Origin of the sequence: Rhodococcoides kyotonense (genome assembly GCF_001645385.1) — a bacterium.
GTDB lineage: Bacteria > Actinomycetota > Actinomycetes > Mycobacteriales > Mycobacteriaceae > Rhodococcoides > Rhodococcoides kyotonensis_B.
The window spans coordinates 709226-728089 of sequence record NZ_LVHI01000012.1 but is presented as its reverse complement, the minus strand read 5'-3'; the positions used below and the strand labels follow the sequence as shown (position 1 = coordinate 728089).

Here is an 18864-nt window from a genome sequence, read left to right as displayed (position 1 = left end):
TGGTCGATGCGTACGAAAATGAACGTGTTCTAGTTTGTTCGACACGGTCACGAACTATTCGAGGAGGGTTGATGAACGACCTTCTCGTCATCCCCCTTCGTGCGGTCGGCGCGTTCTTCGACATGTCCTGGTACACGCTGCGGGCGGTGTTCTCCCGGCCGTTCCAGCGTCAGGAGTTCGTCGACCAGGCGTGGTTCATCGCGCGGGTGTCGATGGTGCCGACGGTCCTTGTCGCCGTACCGTTCACGGTTCTGGTCAGCTTCACCATCAACATTCTGCTGCGGGAGATCGGTGCCGCCGACCTCAGCGGAGCAGGTGCCGCGCTCGGTGCCGTCACTCAGGTGGGTCCCATCGTCACGGTGCTCATCGTCGCGGGCGCCGGTGCGACGGCCATCTGTGCCGACCTCGCGGCCAGGACGATTCGCGAAGAAATCGCCGCGATGCGTGTCCTCGGCATCGATCCGATTCATCGGCTCGTCGTGCCACGGGTGTTGGCGTCGACGGTCATTGCCCTCCTGCTCAACGGATTGGTCTGCACCATCGGCATTCTCGGCGGTTTCGTGTTCTCGGTGTATCTACAAGGCGTCAACCCCGGTTCGTTCGTGAACGGCATAACGCTGCTCACCGGTTTCGGCGAACTGATCGTGTCTCAGGTGAAGGCCGGCTTGTTCGGCATGATCGCCGGACTCGTGGCCTGTTTCCTCGGTCTGAACGTCAAGGGCGGCGCGAAGAGCGTCGGCGACGCCGTCAATCAGACCGTCGTTTTCGCGTTCATGGCGCTGTTCGTGGTCAACGTCGTCGTCACGGCCGTCGGCATCAAGCTGACGGCCGGATGAGGCGGCGCTGAATGGCTCTCGCTGCAGCAGGTCGATTCCCGCTCGCGCGCCGGCGACTGTCCGGCGCGTCGCGCTCGGCGGACCGGCTGGGGGAGCAGGCCATCTTCTACGGGCGCGCACTCGGATCGGTTCCCCGGGCAGCGGTGCGCTACAAGAGGGAAACGCTGCGTCTCGTCGCCGAGATCAGCATGGGGTCCGGTGCTCTCGCGGTCATCGGCGGAACCGTCGTCATCGTCGGATTTCTGACTCTGTTCGCCGGTGGAACCATTGCGGTTCAGGGCTTTTCGTCGCTCGGGAACATCGGCGTCGAGGCGCTCACCGGGTTCTTCGCGGCATTCATCAACGTGCGCATCGCTGCTCCCGTCATCGCGGGTATCGGACTCGCGGCCACCATCGGCGCCGGTTCGACCGCACAGCTCGGAGCCATGCGCGTCTCGGAGGAGATCGACGCGCTCGAATCGATGGCCATTCCGTCGATTCCGTATCTGGTCAGTACGCGAGTACTCGCCGGAATGGTAGCGATCGTGCCGCTGTACTCCCTTGCAGTGATCGCATCGTTCATGGCGAGCCGGTTCGCGACGGTGATCATCTACGGTCAGTCACCCGGTGTGTACGACCACTACTTCGACACGTTCCTGATCCCCACCGACATCCTGTGGTCGTTCGCCCAGGCCATCGTCATGGCGTTGGCAGTCATGCTCATTCACACCTACTACGGATACACCGCCAGCGGTGGCCCGGTCGGCGTCGGCGTCGCCGTGGGGAACGCGGTCCGCGCATCGCTGATCGCCGTCGTCACCGTCACCTTGTTGATCTCGCTCGCCATCTACGGCAGCTCGGGCAACTTCAACCTGTCGGGCTAGGCGCGTCATGAAGAAACTTGCCGCTGCAGGCCTCGTCCTCGGTCTCGTCGCCGTCGTCGGACTCGCGCTGACGATCTTCTCCGGAGGATTCAGGTCGACGGTGCCGGTCACCGTGACGTCGGAGCGCGCCGGTCTCGTCATGGATCCACAGGCGAAAGTGAAGCTCCGGGGAGTGGAAGTCGGTCGGGTGGCGTCCATTTCGCAGCAGGACGGCATGGCGCGGCTTCAGCTCGACATGAATCCGTCCACGCTGTCGATGATTCCGGCCAATGCTGCCGTCGAGATCAAGTCGACGACGGTGTTCGGCGCGAAATACGTGAACTTCGTCGTGCCACCCGACCCGTCAGTTCAGACCTTGGTGCCCGGTGCGGTCATCTCCGCCGACAACGTGACCGTCGAGTTCAACACGCTGTTCCAACATCTTTCGGACGTGCTGCAGCAGTTGGAGCCCGAGAAGCTGAACGCGACGCTCGGCGCGGTGTCGTCGGCGCTGCGTGGACGAGGTGAGGAATTGGGCGAGCTGCTCGCCGAATCCGACGAGTATCTCGCCACGATCAATCCGAGTCTGCCTGCACTGCAACGAGATCTGGCGGCGGCCGCAGTGGTCACGAACGTCTACGCCGACGCGACGCCGGATCTCATGCGCGTGCTCGACAATGCGACGACGACGAGCAACACCATCGTCGCCGAGCAGGCGAACCTCGATCTGCTGCTCATGAACGTGACCGGGCTCGCCGACACGTCGAACCAGGTTCTCACCGAGAACGAACAGCCCCTCGAGACCGCGCTGCACACGTTGACCGCCACCACGACCCTGCTCGACGAGTACTCACCCGAACTGACCTGCTTCATCGTCGGTCTCAACAAGGGGCGTCTGGCCTTCGGCCCGCTCGCCGGTGCGGGCGACAAGGCCTCCATCGCACTGAGTTCGAGCTTCCTGCTCGGCGATCCGGCCTACACGGTGGAGAAGGATCTGCCGAAGATCGCCGCGACCGGTGGCCCCAATTGTTACGGGCTACCCGATTTCGATCCGAAGCAGGCACCGGCGCCGTTCGTCGTCGCCGATACCGGTGACACTCCGTACGTTCCGACGACGCAGCCGTCGGTCGACGTGCCCACCATCTTCCAGTTCCTGTTCGCAGGAGCGTGGCCGTGAAAAGACCTGCCATCAGAGGGAACACGGTCAAGCTGTCGATCTTCGCGCTCGTGATGGCGGTGATCTTCGCGGCGCTGGCACTCGTGTTCAGCCAGTATCGATTCGGCAGTACCGACGCGTACTCCGCGGTCTTCACCGATGCGTCCGGGCTGAAGACCGGCGACAAGGTCCGTATCGCGGGCGTGCCGGTCGGCTCGGTGACGAGCGTCGGCGTCGGCGAACACAACCGGGCCGAGATCGACTTCGACGTCGACTCGACGTACCCACTGCTCACAAGCACCGCCGCGACCGTGCGGTACGAGAACCTCGTCGGTGACCGGTATCTCGAACTGCTCGAAGGTCCCGGCGCAGCGACCGAATTGCCCGACGGCGGAACCATTCCCGTCGAACAGACGTCGCCCGCACTCGACCTCGATCTGTTGCTCGGTGGATTCAAACCCCTTCTGCGCGGACTCGATCCGCAGCAGATCAACGACCTGTCCGCGGCGCTGCTGCACGTGTTGCAAGGTCAGGGTGGCACGTTGGTATCACTGCTGGGTAGCACCAGTTCGTTCACGAACACTCTGGCCGACCGCGACCAACTGATCGGCGACGTCGTCACGAACCTGAACACCACGCTCGGCACCATCGACAGTCAAGGCGAGCAGTTCGAGACGACCATCGACTCTCTACACCAGCTGATCAGCGGGCTTGCGCAGGACAAGGACCCTATCGGCGACGCCATTCCGCGCATCGACGGTGCCGCAGGCGACCTCGCGGGCCTGCTGCAGGCGACGCGTCCGGACATACAGTCGATGATCGCGCAGGCCAATCGCACTGCGACACAACTCGATCTGGGCAGCGGTGACATCGATGCCGTGCTTACACGGCTACCGAGCGACTACAAGAAACTGATTCGCGTCGGGTCCTACGGCAGCTTCTTCCAGTTCTACCTGTGCTCCAACACCTTCAAACTGTCCGGGCCGGACGGGCAGACGCTTCTCGTCCCGACCGCCAAACAGGACACGGGGAGGTGCGCGAACATCAATGGAGCGAACTAGGAATCCCGTCCAGATCGGCATGATCGGCATCGTCCTCGCCGTCTGCGTCGTCGTGGCGACGCTGCAGTACGACCGACTTCCGTTCCTGTCCGGTGGTACCCGATTCTCGGCGCTCTTCACCGACGCAGGCGGACTGATGGTGGGCGACGACGTGACCGTGTCGGGGGTCACCGTCGGCAAAGTCGACGACATCGCCCTGGCCGGCCAGGAGGTACGCGTCGGATTCACGGTGGCGGAGAACATCGAACTCGGCGACGCCACCCGGGTCGACATCAAGACCAACACCATTCTCGGCCGAAAGTCGTTGAGGGTCATGCCCGACGGCTCCGGAACGATCGACGTCCACGACACCATCCCCTCGAGCCGCACCACGTCGCCGTACTCGCTCACCGACGCGCTCGGCGATCTGAGCACCACCGTGTCGGACCTGAACACGACCCAACTCGCGGATGCGATGGACACGGCCTCCGACACGTTCGCGGACACGCCACCCGAACTGCGCGCCGCGCTCGACGGCATCACCCGGTTGTCGGACAGCATCAACTCGCGCGACGAGACGTTGCAGCAACTGCTGGATCGAGCGGAGAGCGTCACCGGCATCCTCGCCGACCGGAGTGGTCAGATCAACCAATTGGTGCTCGACGGCAACGAGCTGTTCGGCGAACTGGATCGACGACGTACCGCGATCAGTCAACTGATCACCAACATCTCGGCGGTGTCGCGTCAGCTCACCGCCTTCGTGCAGGAGAACGAGGGGCAGATCGGTCCGACGCTCGCGAAGCTCAATTCCGTTGTCGCCGTGCTGCAGAAGAACAACGACAACATCGCCGGCGCCTTGGACGGCCTCGGACCCTACATCAGCGCACTCGGCGAATCGGTGGCGAGCGGGCCGTTCTTCAACGCGTACATCCAGAACATTCTGCCGAGCTCGTGGTGGAAAGCGGTGGTGGACAGCGTCGTCGCACCGGAGCAGTTGCCGCAGACGCTGCAGGACCTGCTGCCCAAGAATGCACCTCCGATCCTGAAACCGCCGGGGCAGTGATATGAGAAAGCTACTGACGCTCGCAGGTGCCGTCGTACTCGTCGTTGCTCTTGTCGCGGTCGGGTTCGTCGTCTACCGGAACGTGACCACGTCGACCGTCGTCGCACGTTTCTCGTCGACGACGGGACTCTACGCGGGCGACGACGTGCGGGTCCTCGGTGTGACCGTCGGAAGGATCGAGTCGATCGATCCGCAGGAGGAGGACGCCGTCGTGACGATGCGCGTCGACTCCGACGTCGACATCCCCGCTGACGCGGCCGCGGTCATCGTCGCGCAGAGTCTGGTGTCCGCTCGGTTCGTGCAGTTGACCCCGGTCTACTCGGGTGGTCCCACGCTGTCGGACGGCGAGACCATCCCGATGGAACGCACTGCGGTGCCGGTGGAATGGGACCAGATCAAGACCGAGCTGACCAAGTTGTCGACGGCGTTGGGACCCGATGGGGTCGGTCAGGAAGGCCCGGCAGGCCGGTTCATCGACACCGCCGCGGACAATCTCGAGGGCAACGGAGAGGCGCTGAAGGCGACGCTCACGGAATTGTCCGACACGATGCGAGTGCTGTCGGACGGACGAACCGATCTGTTCGCGACCATTCGCAATCTGCAGGCGTTCGTCTCGGCATTATCGAACAGCAACGAACAGATCGTCCAGTTCGGAGGACGCCTCGCGTCGGTGTCGGAGATGCTGGCGCAGAGTTCCGACGAATTCGGCACGGCGATGGCCGATCTTGACGTCGCAATCGGCGAGGTGCAACGGTTCGTCACCGACAATCGGTCGGCGTTGGTGGAGAGCGTCGGCCGGCTCGCCGACGCGACGCAGGTGCTGACCACGAAGAGGCCGGAGATCGAGCGCATCCTGCATTCCGGACCCAACGCGCTCGCGAACTTCAACAACATCTACCAGCCTGCGCAGGGAACGCTGACGGGAGCGATCGCAGCCAACAACTTCGGCAACCCGATCAACTTCATCTGCGGTGCCGTCGCGGGTGTCGAGAACGCGACGAGCGAGCGCAGTGCCGATCTGTGCAAGCAATACCTCGGACCAGTTCTGAGCACACTGGTGTTCAATTACCCTGCGTTGCTGACCAATCCGGCTCGTGGTGTCGACGCGTACCCCGATCAGATCGTCTACACCGAGCCCGGTCTCGAGCAGGCGGCCCCGGCCCCGGCCCCTGCGCCGTCGCCGCTGCCCGAGATGCCGACGGTTCGGGTTCCGAGTCTGGGTGACCTGTTGGGAGGTGGGCGATGAACGTGCTGTCGAAGGGGCTCACCGCCGCCGCGTTGGTTCTCAGTCTGTCCGCGTGCCAGTGGGACGGGCTGAATTCGCTTCCGCTACCAGGAACCGAAGGGCGAGGCGAACATTCGTACCAGGTACGGATCGAGATGCCGAACGTGACGACGCTGTCCCAGAACTCGCCCGTCATGGTCGACGACGTCACCGTCGGAAGCGTCGACGCCATCGTCGTGCAGGACTGGCACGCGCTCGTGACGGTCTCGCTGAACGACGATGTCGCACTGCCCGAGAACGTGACCGCGAAGATCGGCCAGACGTCGTTGCTGGGTTCGCAGCATCTCGCACTCGTCGCGCCGGACGATCCGCAGGGACGTCTGGAGAACGGTGACGTGATTCCACTCGATCGGGCAGGGGCGTATCCGACGACGGAACAGACCTTGTCGTCGCTGTCCGTCGTACTGAACGGCGGTGGTCTCGCTCAGATCCAGGACATCACCACCGAACTGAATCACGCGATCGGAGGTCGCGAGGACAAGGTGCGCGATCTCCTGCCGCGCCTCGACGACCTCGTGACGAGCCTCGACACCCAGCGCGGTGACATCATCGCGGCGATTGAGGGCATCGACCGGCTCTCGGTGAACGTCGAGAACCAACGTGCCACGCTGACGAAGGCTTTGAACGAGGTACCGCCTGCGCTCGACGTCCTGACGGCCGAACGGCCGAACATCACGTCGGCTTTCACGTCGCTCGGGCGGCTGAGCGACGTCGTGACCCGGGTCATCGACACGTCGGGCGCAGATCTGCAGACCAACGTCGCGAGCCTCACGCCGGTGCTGCAGGCACTCGCCGATTCGGGCAACGCGCTCACCGAGGTGCTGTCGGTGCTGCTGACCTACCCGTTCCCACAGGAAGGCATCGACAACGTCATCCGCGGCGACTACGCCAATCTCGCGATGACGATCGACCTGTCCCTGCCACGCCTGGATTCGAACTTCCTGACGGGAACACCGTTGGCAGGCAGGATCGCCGGCCTCGAGGGAGCATTGGGAACCCAGGCCGCGCCGACGGCCGCGTCCGCAGATGATCCGCTGCGTGGACCCTTGGAGCCTCCGACGATTCGAATTCCGGGCCTTCCGCCGGTGGAACTGCCGGGGCAGGGGTTCCCGCCATGATGCTCACACGTTTCGTACGCATTCAGTTGATCGTCTTCTCGATCCTCACGGTCATCGGACTCGTTGTGATGTCGACCAGGTATGTCGGGTTGCCTGCGATGGCGGGCATCGGAAGGTACAGCGTCACAGTGCAATTGCCGACGACCGGAGGCCTGTACCCGCACGCGAACGTCACCTACCGCGGCACGACGGTCGGAGAGGTGACGACGGTCGCGCTGCCTCCCGACGGCGTCGACGCCGATCTGTCCATCGACAGTGGCGTCGACATTCCTGCCGACGTCGACGCTCAGGTCAAGAGCGTTTCTGCGGTCGGGGAACAGTATGTGGATCTGGTGCCGACTCGTGGAGGCGGTGCAACCCTGCAGAACGGTGACGTCATTCCCACCTCGCGCACGTCCGTGCCACAGGACGTCGGACCGATGCTCGATCAAGCAGATGCGTTGCTGCGCAGCATCTCCGACACACGCCTGCGTACCGTCGTCGACGAGTCGTTTCAGGCCTTCAACGGAACGGGCCCGGATCTGCAGAGCTTCATCGATTCGACGCGTCTGTTCGTGCAGGAGGCCAATGCAAATTCCGAACAGACGAAAATTCTGTTGGACCAAGCCGGACCGTTGCTGGACGGCCAGGTCGTCAGCAGTGATGCGATTCGGTCGTGGACGACTGCTCTCGCGACGTTCACCGACCAATTGCGTGCCAGCGATCCCACTCTGCGGTCGGTGATCCAGAAGGGGCCTACTGCGGCGTCGACCGCGAACGAGCTGTTCCAACAACTTCAGCCGACGCTGCCGATTCTGCTGGCCAACCTCGTCAGCGTCGGGCAGGTCGGGGTCATCTACAACGCGGGGATCGAGCAGATTCTCGTGCTGTACCCACCGATTACGGCGGCGCTGGTGACGGCGGCGGGCAGCGGTCCGCCGGACGAGGGCGCCATCGTCGACTTCCAGCTCGAAGTGAACGATCCGCCCGCCTGCACGACGGGCTTTCTGCCTGCCGACCAGCGGCGTGACCCGAACGACGTCTCCGTCCCCGACTCACCACCCGACCTGTTCTGCAAGGTCGCCCAGAACGACAGCACCGCTGTCCGCGGAGCCCGCAACCTGCCGTGCATGGAAGTGCCAGGCCGACGCGCCCCGACACCCGAAATATGCCGCAGCGATGCCGGTTACGTGCCGCTCGGCAACAACCCTCCGTACGGACCCATCGAGCAGGACGAACCGTCGTACACCGAATTCCCCAGCGGTCAAAGCAGTGTCGCACCCGCTTCTTCGTCAGCGAGGCCGTACGACCCGCGAACCGGTACCTACATCGCGCCCGACGGCACCACCTACAGCCAGCCGGGGCTCGCCGGTGCCGACGGTCTGCAGGGACTCATGACGGGGCAGCAGGAGGTCGGGTAGGTGTCAGAGGTGACGGGCGGCGAAGGCGACGGCCAGGTCGAGCACGGTCCGGCCTTCCGGCAAAGCACCGGCCAACACAGGGAAGGCGTGCACCTGTCCCTTCCAGACATGCGTCTCGACGGTCTTGCCTGCCGACGCGAGCGTCCGCGTCATCGCCTCCACGTCGGGACGCATGAGCTCGTACTGCGCTGTCGACAGAAAGACCGGCGGGAACACCGACGGGTCCGCTTCGATCGGCGACGCGGCCCCCGGGATGGCGTCGGGACCGTTCAGCCAGCGGCCCTCGAGGGCGAGGACCTGCTTCATCGGCAGGTACGCGTCCTTCTTCATGAACGCGCGCGGGTGACTCTTCAGGTCGAGGTTCAGCAGCGGCGAGAACCCGAGCACCGCGGCGGGCGGAGTCAGGCCTTCCAAAACGGCGATCTCGGCGACCTTCATCGCGAGATACCCGCCCGCGGAGTCGCCGGCGACGATGACCTTGGACGGGTCGGCGGCGACGTCGAGCACAGCGCGGTACGCGTGCATGGCGTCGGCGATCGAGGTGCCGATGCCGCCCTTGGGGATCTGGCGGTACTCGACGGAGTAGACGGGGAGTCCTGCGCGTGCGGCTATCGTCGCGCACGCGCTACGGTGAGTTGCCAAGCCGCAGAACACGAATCCGCCGCCGTGGAAGTACAGAACCGTCGCACCGGCGAGCGAACCGGTGGCGACGCGGGGATGCGTCGTCTTCTCGCACGGCACGCCGCCGAGAGCAACTTGCTCGATCGTCACGCGTCGCGGCTTCGGGAGTCTGTCGACGGCGCGATCCAGCTGGCCGATGGCCCGGATTCCGCGGTCGGTGAGCGGCCACATCGTGAACGCGGGCTTGAGCGCCAGCCGGAACGTGCAGGACAGAACCCTGGCCTGACGACTCACGTCGTCGTGCCAGGTCAGCGTGTGTGCCATCTCGAAAGATCCTCTCGCGTAACAGCCGGATGGTCGAGGCTATCAGCCTGGAGAACGAGTTCCAGATTCGACTGCGTTCATGACGGTTCGGCGTGCAAAACGGCGATCCGCGCCCACTGAAAACATGTTCTAGTTAGCATGCCAACAGACAGCACCGACGAGGAAGGTCGTTATGGAACCGGACGAAGGCCTCACGCCGAGGCGTCCGCGTCGTCGCGCGGTTCGTCCTGCGGGCCCCTCGGGGGCGACGGCGTCGCCGGTCCTCGAGCGAGTGCCGGTCGTCGAGAAAGTGCCCGTCGTGGAACCCGTCGCGGAGGCTCGCGAGATACCGCGTCGCCGACGCCTCCTTCCGGCCCTGTTCCTCGTCGTGGTTCTCGCGTTGCTGGCTGCCGGCATCTCGTTGTCCTACGCCGTGCGGTCGGCGGCTGCGCAGGACGAACGCAACCAGCGCTTCGTGCAGACCGCGCGCCAAACCGTGCTGAATCTGACGACGATTCATCCCGACTCCGCGCAGCAGGACGTCGATCGGCTTCTGGCCGGCGCGAGCGGGGACTTCAAGGCCGAATTCGAGGGTAGGGAAGGGCCTTTCGTGGAGGTCGTGCAACAGGCGCGGGTCGACTCGAACGGCGAGATCATCGAAGCCGGAATGGAGAGCAGCACTGCGGATTCCGCGGACGTTCTCGTCGCGGCGCGGGCGATGGTGCAGAACTCCGACGCGGCGGAACCCGAGCCGCGGGACTTTCGGCTGCGTGTCACCGTCGTCGACGACGACGGAGTCATGACGGCGTCGAGGGTGGAGTTCGTACCGTGAACCGAAATGTGTTGCGTGCCTTGGCTGTCGTCGTGGTTCTCGGATTGGCCGCCGGGGTCGGTGTTCTGTTCTACCACTATCGTCAGAACGAACGGACCGAGCAGGCGCGCACGGATGCCGTGACGGCGGCGAGCGCGCAGGCCGTTGCGATGCTGGCGTACGACTTCGGCGGCGTCGACCAGCAATTGGCCTCTGCCGCAGACGGTTTGACGGGTGATTTCAAGGACGAGTACAGCGCGCTCGTCACGAGCGTCATCGCGCCCGGCGCAAAGGAGAAGTCACTGACGGTGCAGGTGACGGTGCAGGGCGCGTCCGTCGTCGATGCGGCGCCGGACACCGCGACGGTGCTGCTGTTCCTGAATCAGATCACCACCAGCTCCGATGCGCCCGACGCCGCCAGCAGCGGCAGTCGGGTGCGGATGAGCATGGAGAACGTCGATGGTCGCTGGCTGGTGAGCGGCCTCGAACCCATCTAGGTCCGTGAGTGCGAATGTATAGCCCGCTCTACATTCGCGCTCACATGCGGCGAAGCCGCCTCATCGGACAAAGCATTCAGGAACGAACGGGCCCAGCGGTCGACGTCGTGCGCCAGCACCTGACGACGCATCGCCCGCATGTGCCGACGCCCGTCCTCGGGGGCCTGTTCCAGCGCAGCCGCAATGGCGTCCTTCACGCTGTCGAGGTCGTGCGGATTGCACAGGTACGCCTGACGCAATTCGGCTGCGGCACCGGTGAATTCGCTGAGCACCAACGCACCGCCGAGGTCGCTGCGTGACGCGATGTACTCCTTGGCCACGAGGTTCATGCCGTCACGCAGCGGGGTGACGAGCATGACGTCGGCGGCCACGAAGTAGGCGATGAGGTCGTCGCGGGGGATCGGGCGGTGCAGGTAGTGCACGACGGGATGCCCGACCTGTCCGTACTCACCGTTGATGCGGCCGACCTGCTGTTCGATCTCGCCGCGCATCGCTTTGTAGCTCTCGACACGTTCGCGACTCGGTGTGGCGAGCTGAACGATGATGTTGTCGACGGGATCGACGCGCTCCTCTTCGAGCAGTTCACGGAACGCGTTGAGCCGCACGTCGATGCCCTTGGTGTAGTCGAGCCGGTCGACGCCGAGCATGATGCGTTTCGGGTTGCCGAGTTCCTTGCGGATCTGCTTCGCCCGATCGCGGACGGCCTTGGAGCGCGACTTCTCGTCGAGGTCGCCGGAGTCGATGGAGATCGGGAACGCGCCGACGCGCACCGTGCGGAATCCGACCTGCACGGACCCGAGCTTCGACCGCACGCCGACGGTTCCGCGGGACGTGACCTGGCCTGCCAGCCGGCGGGCGAGATACAGGAAGTTCTGTGCACCACCGGGAAGGTGGAAGCCGATGAGGTCGGCGCCGAGCAGTCCTTCGACGATCTCGGTGCGCCACGGCATCTGCATGAACAGCTCGACGGGTGGGAACGGGATGTGCAGGAAGAACCCGATGGTCAGGTCCGGGCGCAGCATGCGCAGCATCTTGGGGACGAGCTGCAGCTGGTAGTCCTGAATCCACACCGTCGCACCCTGCGCGGCGGCCTTCGACGTGATCTCGGCGAAACGGCGGTTGACCTCGACGTAGGCGTTCCACCACGACCGGTCGTACACGGGTTTGACGATGACGTCGTGGTACAGCGGCCACAGCGTCGCGTTGGAGAAGCCTTCGTAGTAGTCGGCGACTTCCTGCTCGCTGAGACCGACGGGGCACAGTTCGAGCCCGTCCTCGAAGAACGGTTCGACGTCGACGTCCGGAACGCCGGGCCACCCCACCCAGGCGCCGTTGTTCGCCCGCAGAATGGGTTCCAGCGCGGTGACGAGCCCGCCGGGGCTGCGCTTCCACCGCGTGCTGCCGTCGGGCAGTTTCTCCAGGTCGACGGGCAACCTGTTGGCCACGACGACGAAATCCGAACCCTGCGAGGCGTCAGCCACTACTGTCCTTATCGGTATGGAAGGCCGGGGGAAGTTCCCCGCGGCGAACTAGTCGACCTTTGCAGTGGGTTCGATACCCAACATCGACAGAAGCATGCGGCACTCGTCGGCATCGTTCGCGTATGCCGCGACGACGCGCTGTGCCTGCACTGCCGTCTCGTCGGCCAAGGGCTCGATGTCTTCGTCGGCGATGTCGTTGTCGGTGGTCGTCTTGGCGGCCATGGTGATCTCCGTCTTCGTTGAACCTTGCAATTCGAGAGCTGATTGTGCTCGTCGCGCCACGACTCTATGTAAATCGGACGCACTCTCGCCACTTTCGGGCATGAACAGGTTGACACCCCTATGGATTAGGGTCGGCTAATGCACTTTTCCCACCCGGCGGCGTGATGGCCGTGTCTTCCGTCAGTGACTCGCCGACGACCGGCAGCGCGATCCTGCGTCGCAGTGTTCGACGCCAGCGTGCGCGGCTGATCATCTCGTCGATCTTCTTCTGTGTGCACCAGTTCTGCGAGACGATGGTGCCGGTCGCGATCGGTCTGATCGTCGGCCGTGCCATCGACACCGGCGACGGCAGAGCGATGATCTTGTCGCTGGTCGGACTGGCTGCGCTGTTCGTCGTGCTGTCGTACGCCTACCGATTCGGTGCGCGCATCATCGTCGTCGGCATCGAACGTGAGGCTCATCTCATGCGTGTCGAGGTGGCAGGCAAAGTGCTGCACCCGCGCGGGGTGCGTACCGATCTCGTGTCCGGAGAGCTGCTGTCGGTGTCGACGTCCGACGCCGAGAAGACGTCGTGGATTCTCGACGTCATCGCCCGTACCGTCGCGGCATCGACGGCGGCAACAGTGTGTGCCGTCGCACTCCTGGTCATCGACATCCCACTGGGTCTCGCGGTGCTCATCGGCACTCCGGTCATCATGTTCCTGCTGCAACGCGCGGCCCCGCTGCTGACGAGGGCCGCGACGCAGCAGCAGGCCACCGTCGCGCGCGTATCCGGCATGGCCACCGATCTCGTCAGCGGCGTGCGTCCGCTGCGCGGCATCGGAGCCGAGAACGCCGCGGCGACGCGCTTCCACGCGTCGAGCAGGACTGCGTTGACGGCGACGATGAAGATGGCCAAGGCCAACAGCGTCTACCTGGGATTCTCGACGACGGTCAGCGCGCTGCTGTCGGTCGGTGTCGCCGGCATGGCCGGATTCTTCGCGCTGCAAGGGCGCATTTCGGTCGGTGAGCTCATCACCGTCGTCGGCCTGTCGCAGTTCGTCATGGAGCCGCTGACGACGATGTCCCGGCTGCCGGGCGTCGCTGCCGTCGTGCGCGGTTCCGCGGACCGACTCGCGCTCGTGCTCGGCGCCGATCATGTTCTCGCCGAAGGTGGTTCCGAGAAGCCGTCCGCGACCGACCTCGCGGTGAAAGGCGTCACGTATCGCTCGCTCGACGGGGTCGATCTCTCGGCGGCGCCCGGGGAGTTGCTCGGCGTAGTCGCGCTCCGTGCGCAGGACGGCGAGGCCTTGGCCGCCGTGCTGTCCGGCCAGCTCGGGGCCGACGACTACCTCGGATCCATCACGATCGGTGGCCTCGACATCCACGGTCTCGGACTGCCCGAGGTGCGCAAGACCGTCCTCGTGGAACCGCACAACACCGACCTGTTCGCCGGCACCCTGCGCACCAACATCGCAGCCGGGAGCGACAGGCAGGATCTGGGTCGCGTTCTCACCGCGTCGGCCGCCACCGACGTCGTCGACATGCACGAGAAGGGTCTCGACCATTCCGTCACGGACCGCGGCGCCAGCCTGTCCGGCGGGCAACGCCAACGCGTCGCACTCGCGCGCGCACTGGCGATGTCGGCTCCCGTTCTCGTGCTGCACGACCCGACGACGGCCGTGGACGCCGTCACCGAACACGCCATCGCGACCGGCATCCGGGAACTGCGTCACGACGACACCCGCGCACAGACAACCATTCTGATCACGACGAGCCCCGCGCTGCTGGCGGTGACGCACCGAGTTCTCGTGATCGACGAGGGACGCGTCGTCGCGGAAGGTACCCATCACGACCTCGCCGTCGGCGATGCTCGCTACAAGGAGACGGTCCTCCGATGACCACGCAACAACTGCTTCCGATCGCCACGGGCACACGGTCCTGGGCCTATCTGTCGAACGAGTTGAATTCCCGACGCGGCCTCGCGGCACTGACGCTCCTGGTCAGCGCCGTCGCCGCCGCGATGTCGCTGATTCCGGTGTACGTGTTCGGCATCCTGGTCGACCGGGTCACCGAGGGTGCACCGACGTCGACGATCGTCACCGTCGTCGTGATCATCACCGTGGCTGCGATCGTCGGCGGCGTGTTCACCGCGTTGGGCTCGTACCTGATCAGCAAGCTGGGCGAAGGCATGCTCGCGACGCTGCGTGAACGCGTGCTCTCGCGCGCACTGCACCTGCCGGTCAGCACGCTCGAACGCGTCGGGAAGGGCGATCTGCTCTCGCGTGTCGGCGACGACGTCGCAGTGATGGCCAAGTCGATCGGCGAGGTCATCCCCAACATCGTGTCGGCGCTGCTGTTGGTGTCGCTCAGCGTGGTCGCGATGCTCAGCCTCGACTGGCGGCTCGGCCTCGCAGGCATGGTCGCGATTCCGATGTACGTGATGGCGCTCCGGTGGTATCTGCCGAGGTCGGCGCCTCTGTACGCCGCGGAGCGTGTCGCGATGGGCGAGCGTTCACAGGCGTTGATCAGCAGCATGCAGGGTGCGCGAACCGTCCGCGCCTACGGGCTGGAGGACGCCCACCTCGCCGAGATCGACAACGCGTCGGGCAAGGCGCGTGACATCGGCATCACCGTGTTTCGACTGTTCACGCGCTTCGGATCTCGCAGCAACCGCGCCGAGTGCGTCGGCCTGTCGGTCATCCTCGCCGCCGGGTTCCTGTTCGTACAGGACGGCTACGTCACCGTCGGCCAGGTCACCGCTGCAGCGCTGCTGTTCCACCGCTTGTTCAACCCCATCGGCATGCTGATGTTCTCGTTCGACGACGTCCAATCGGCAGGCGCGAGCCTTGCGCGTCTCGTCGGCGTCATCGACATTCCCGACGACCGTTCGCCCGGAACCGGCGCGACGCCCTCCGACGGGACACTCGAGGTCTCGGATCTGCGGCACTCGTACGACACCGGTCACGAGGTGCTGCACGGCATCGACCTGAAAGTGGCTGCGGGAGAGACGGTTGCGCTCGTCGGTTCGACGGGAGCGGGCAAGTCGACGATCGCGGCGATCGCAGCCGGGTCGATCGCGTCGACGTCGGGAACCGTCAGGATCGGCGGCGAGACACTCGCCGATCTCGGTGCCGACGGTCTCAGGCGCCACATCGCGATCGTCAGCCAGGAAGTCCACGTGTTCGCGGGCAGGCTGATCGACGACCTGCTGCTCGCGGCGCCCGACGCGTCGCGCAACGACGTTCGTGCGGCGCTCGAGACCGTCGGGGCGGACAGGTGGGTCGACGCGCTAGGCGACGGCCTCGACACCGTCGTCGGCGAAGGTGGTCACGCGCTGACTTCCGCTCAGTCGCAACAACTTGCGCTCGCTCGGCTCGTCCTCGCCGATCCCGCGGTCGCGGTGCTCGACGAAGCGACCGCCGAGGCGGGAAGTTCGGGTGCACGCGATCTCGAAGCTGCAGCCGACGCCGCTACCCGTGGCCGCAGCACGCTCGTCGTCGCGCATCGACTGACGCAGGCGGCGGCAGCGGACCGGATCGTCGTGCTCGAGCACGGCACGATCATCGAGCAGGGTCCGCACGACGAATTAGTTGCTGCCGGTGGACGTTACGCCGAACTGTGGTCGGCGTGGGAGAGTGCCGCTGCGCGGCCCGTGCGCGGATAGTCGGTCTCCGCTACAACTATCCGCGCACGGGTGCGACGCGCCTGTGCACCCGCACTCCCGAATCTCCGGCACCATACTCGGGACGCAGTACGAACTTCTCGTCGTACTCGCCGCCGTGTTGGTGCCGGAATGGGATCGGATCGTCGGTGAACAGCGAAGCCAGTCGATCGTGCAGCGTCTTCTCGGCGTGCTCGTACTCGTCGGGCCCGATCCTGTCAGCGCTCGGCACCAACACCGGCGGTAGCACGGACATCCCTGTGTACCAGAGGAATCCGTGCTGAATCGGGAACAGCAGCTCATCGAGTGACCCGTTGATTCCGCGCGGCGACACGGTGTGTTCGCTTCCGCCCATGCTGGTGACGATCATCGCGCGGGTTCCCGCCATCAGGCCGTCGCCGTAGCGTCGGGTGCCCCCGGTGTCACGCCGGATGCCGTATCCGAATCCTTCGACGAACACCCGGTCGATCCAACCCTTCATGATCGCCGGCATCGAGAACCACCACAGCGGAAACTGCAGTACCACGGCGTCGGCTCGGCGCAACTTCTCCTGCTCGACGACGATCTCCTCTGCCAGGGTGCCGGTGCGCAGTGCCGTCGACGACGCCGTCGCGACCTGCAACCGTTCGTCGGGGTCGTGGGCGTAATCCTCGCCTGTGACAACGGGATTCCACGCCATACGATAGAGATCGGACTGTTCGACGGTATGGCCCGCGTCGGCAAGTGCTGTGATGGCCGAGTCTCGAAGCGAGCCATTCAGCGACCGCTCGTCGGGATGCGCGAGAACCCAGAGAATGTTCATGTCATGAGCCTGTCACCGGCGTTTCCGTAAGAACAGTGGCCGATCGGACAACATGTGAAAGAATCCGGCCATGCATCGAGTGGTGGTGTTCGTGCGCGACGGACTTCTCGGGATGGAGTTCGGATCCGTGCATCGGCTGTTCGGTCAGGCTGCGTCCGAGAGCGGTGAAAAGCTGTACGACGTCGTCACCTGTACGACGACGCCCGGGCCCGTGCGCACCGATGCAGATGTCCGGATCCACGTCTCACAGGGTCTCGACGCGCTGGTCGACGCGGACACCGTCATCGTGCCGGCGTCGGATCTGGACTACGGACCGAAGTCGTCGTCGGGCACCGAAATTTTCGATCACATACCGCCGGAGGCGCGCATCGCGTCGATCTGTACAGGGGCGTTCGTCCTGGCCGCGGCCGGGCTGCTCGACGGGCGACGGGCGACGACTCACTGGGCTTCGGCGGATCAGTTTCGCGCACTGTATCCGCAGGTGCACCTCGAACCGAACGTGCTCTACACCCACGACGGGAACATTCTCACGGCAGCCGGGGAGGCGTCGGGAATCGATCTGTGCCTGTACATGATTCGCCACGACTTCGGCGCGTCGGTCGCCAACCGTGTCGCGCGAGGAACCGTCGTGCCGCCGCATCGCAGCGGCGGACAAGCGCAATACATCACGACGCCAGTGCCGCGGACCACGACGACGTCGACCGCGTCGGCTCAGGAGTGGGCAGTCGCGAATCTGCGGCAGAATCTGTCGGTAGAGGTTCTGGCGCAACGACAGTCGATGAGTGTCCGGACGTTCACGCGGCGCTTCACCGCGGAAGTCGGTGTGTCCCCGGCGAAGTGGATCGCGGCGCAGCGGCTGCACCGCGCGCGAGAGTTGTTGGAGAACACCGACCTCACGATCGACCGGATCGCTGAGGAGGCGGGCTTCGGAACCGCGACCTCGATGCGTCAACAGTTGATGGCCGAGATCGGAGGCTCGCCGAGCGCGTATCGCTCGACGTTCCGGGGCTGACGGGCACAGCCCCGCGCACGTTTCAGCCCACGCGCAGGTTGCAACGTGCGCGTGGGCTGAAAGGTGCGCGTAGCGCGCCTAGTCCTTCTTCTCGGCCAGGAACAACTTCTCGATCCGCTCGGCCTCTTCCTTCTTCGCCTCGGCTTCTTCCTGGTGCTCGGCGGCGTCGGCGAGTTCGGCCTCCGCGGGCGCGGAGACGATCTCCTCGACCTTGGCGATCTGCTCGCGCTGCTTCTCCTCTGCCTTGCGGGCCTCCTCGACGCGCGATGCGGCGAGCTCGTCGGCACGCTGCTTCTCTGCGGCCGCACGCTCTTCCGCGTCCTGGGCTGCCTGCTGCTTGCGCTCCTCGGCCTCGCGGCGAGCCTCACGCGCAGCGTCGTCGGCAGCCTCGGCCGCTGCCGCCCGCTCCTTGTGCGCGGCCTCGCGGGCGGACTCCAACTTCTGATCTGCTTGGGCCTCGGTTTCGTCGGCGAGCTCGTCGAGTCGGCTTGCGCGGGCCAGATCGTCCGTTCGCTCGACGAGCTTCGATCCTCGCCGCTCGATGTCGGTAGCGCCGAGCGCGCCGCCGATCACCTTGTCCAACGTTCCGACCGTGCGCTCGTACGCGAGCCGCGCCGGGTCCTCGGTGTCACGTCGTTGAACGACGTTGGTCTCGAACAGCTGGAGTGGGATCCGAACGATCTTGTACTGCAGTCTCAGAATGGAAAGCGGAATGCTGAGCGCGTTCATGGC

18 protein-coding genes are annotated in these 18864 nt (G+C 65.2%); 13 read left to right on the top strand and 5 right to left on the bottom strand.

What is annotated here, in order from left to right; translation table 11 throughout:
• Positions 1 to 71: 71 nt before the first annotated feature.
• From A3K89_RS11485 to A3K89_RS11450, 8 genes are read left to right on the top strand one after another with little or no spacing between them, the layout of a single operon-like run.
• Positions 72 to 836 carry an MlaE family ABC transporter permease gene (locus tag A3K89_RS11485; protein WP_068425373.1) on the top strand — a complete coding sequence of 255 codons (765 nt, stop codon included), beginning with the start codon at positions 72 to 74 and terminating at the stop codon, positions 834 to 836.
• An 11-nt stretch (positions 837 to 847) separates the two neighbouring features.
• Positions 848 to 1699, top strand: a complete 852-nt coding sequence (locus tag A3K89_RS11480) for an MlaE family ABC transporter permease (RefSeq protein ID WP_068425364.1) — start codon at positions 848 to 850, stop codon at positions 1697 to 1699.
• Positions 1700 to 1706: 7 nt separating this feature from the next.
• A complete protein-coding gene (locus A3K89_RS11475) occupies positions 1707 to 2855 on the top strand; it encodes an MCE family protein (RefSeq protein WP_068425361.1) in 1149 nt (382 codons plus the stop codon).
• An 11-nt stretch (positions 2856 to 2866) separates the two neighbouring features.
• A complete protein-coding gene (locus tag A3K89_RS11470) occupies positions 2867 to 3895 on the top strand; it encodes an MCE family protein (RefSeq protein WP_068426191.1) in 1029 nt (342 codons plus the stop codon).
• Positions 3882 to 4937 carry an MCE family protein gene (locus A3K89_RS11465; protein ID WP_068425357.1) on the top strand — a complete coding sequence of 352 codons (1056 nt, stop codon included), beginning with the start codon at positions 3882 to 3884 and terminating at the stop codon, positions 4935 to 4937. Before A3K89_RS11470 ends, A3K89_RS11465 begins: the two co-directional genes overlap by 14 nt.
• 1 nt (position 4938) lies before the next feature.
• On the top strand, positions 4939 to 6183 hold the full coding sequence (locus tag A3K89_RS11460; RefSeq protein ID WP_068425356.1) for an MCE family protein: 1245 nt from the start codon (positions 4939 to 4941) through the stop codon (positions 6181 to 6183).
• Positions 6180 to 7340: an MCE family protein gene (locus A3K89_RS11455; RefSeq protein WP_068425352.1), complete on the top strand. Its 1161-nt coding sequence runs from the start codon at positions 6180 to 6182 to the stop codon at positions 7338 to 7340. Before A3K89_RS11460 ends, A3K89_RS11455 begins: the two co-directional genes overlap by 4 nt.
• The gene (locus A3K89_RS11450; RefSeq protein ID WP_068425349.1) at positions 7337 to 8740 is read left to right on the top strand and encodes an MCE family protein; all 1404 of its coding nucleotides are present in this window, start codon (positions 7337 to 7339) and stop codon (positions 8738 to 8740) included. Before A3K89_RS11455 ends, A3K89_RS11450 begins: the two co-directional genes overlap by 4 nt.
• A gap of 3 nt (positions 8741 to 8743) precedes the next feature.
• On the opposite strand, the gene A3K89_RS11445 is transcribed toward A3K89_RS11450, so the two are convergent.
• Positions 8744 to 9685, bottom strand: a complete 942-nt coding sequence (locus A3K89_RS11445; RefSeq protein WP_068425346.1) for an alpha/beta hydrolase — start codon at positions 9683 to 9685, stop codon at positions 8744 to 8746.
• Between the two features lie 172 nt (positions 9686 to 9857).
• Here A3K89_RS11445 and A3K89_RS11440 point away from each other — a divergent pair, with 172 nt between their 5' ends.
• Complete coding sequence (locus A3K89_RS11440) at positions 9858 to 10496, top strand: hypothetical protein (RefSeq protein ID WP_206030502.1); 639 nt, start codon at positions 9858 to 9860, stop codon at positions 10494 to 10496.
• Entirely contained in the window at positions 10493 to 10972 is a 480-nt protein-coding gene (locus tag A3K89_RS11435; protein ID WP_068425343.1) for a h domain protein, read from the top strand. The genes A3K89_RS11440 and A3K89_RS11435 overlap by 4 nt, the downstream gene beginning before the upstream one ends.
• Here the strand turns inward: A3K89_RS11435 and A3K89_RS11430 are convergent.
• Both A3K89_RS11430 and A3K89_RS25970 read right to left on the bottom strand, forming a co-directional pair.
• Entirely contained in the window at positions 10969 to 12453 is a 1485-nt protein-coding gene (locus A3K89_RS11430; protein ID WP_068425340.1) for an alpha,alpha-trehalose-phosphate synthase (UDP-forming), read from the bottom strand. The genes A3K89_RS11435 and A3K89_RS11430 overlap by 4 nt on opposite strands.
• Positions 12454 to 12501: 48 nt before the next feature.
• Entirely contained in the window at positions 12502 to 12675 is a 174-nt protein-coding gene (locus A3K89_RS25970; RefSeq protein WP_165839498.1) for a hypothetical protein, read from the bottom strand.
• Between the two features lie 164 nt (positions 12676 to 12839).
• On the opposite strand from A3K89_RS25970, the gene A3K89_RS11420 reads away from it, so the two are divergent.
• Positions 12840 to 14555 carry an ABC transporter ATP-binding protein gene (locus A3K89_RS11420; protein WP_174551407.1) on the top strand — a complete coding sequence of 572 codons (1716 nt, stop codon included), beginning with the start codon at positions 12840 to 12842 and terminating at the stop codon, positions 14553 to 14555.
• Entirely contained in the window at positions 14552 to 16321 is a 1770-nt protein-coding gene (locus A3K89_RS11415) for an ABC transporter ATP-binding protein (RefSeq protein ID WP_068425334.1), read from the top strand. Before A3K89_RS11420 ends, A3K89_RS11415 begins: the two co-directional genes overlap by 4 nt.
• A 16-nt stretch (positions 16322 to 16337) precedes the next feature.
• Here the strand turns inward: A3K89_RS11415 and A3K89_RS11410 are convergent, their stop codons facing one another.
• Positions 16338 to 17120, bottom strand: a complete 783-nt coding sequence (locus tag A3K89_RS11410; RefSeq protein ID WP_068425331.1) for an NAD(P)H-dependent oxidoreductase — start codon at positions 17118 to 17120, stop codon at positions 16338 to 16340.
• A 70-nt stretch (positions 17121 to 17190) separates the two neighbouring features.
• Between A3K89_RS11410 and A3K89_RS11405 the strand changes: the two genes are divergently transcribed.
• Complete coding sequence (locus A3K89_RS11405; protein ID WP_174551406.1) at positions 17191 to 18132, top strand: GlxA family transcriptional regulator; 942 nt, start codon at positions 17191 to 17193, stop codon at positions 18130 to 18132.
• 78 nt (positions 18133 to 18210) lie between these two features.
• On the opposite strand, the gene A3K89_RS11400 is transcribed toward A3K89_RS11405, so the two are convergent.
• Complete coding sequence (locus A3K89_RS11400; protein WP_068425321.1) at positions 18211 to 18861, bottom strand: hypothetical protein; 651 nt, start codon at positions 18859 to 18861, stop codon at positions 18211 to 18213.
• Between the last annotated feature and the right edge of the window lie 3 nt (positions 18862 to 18864).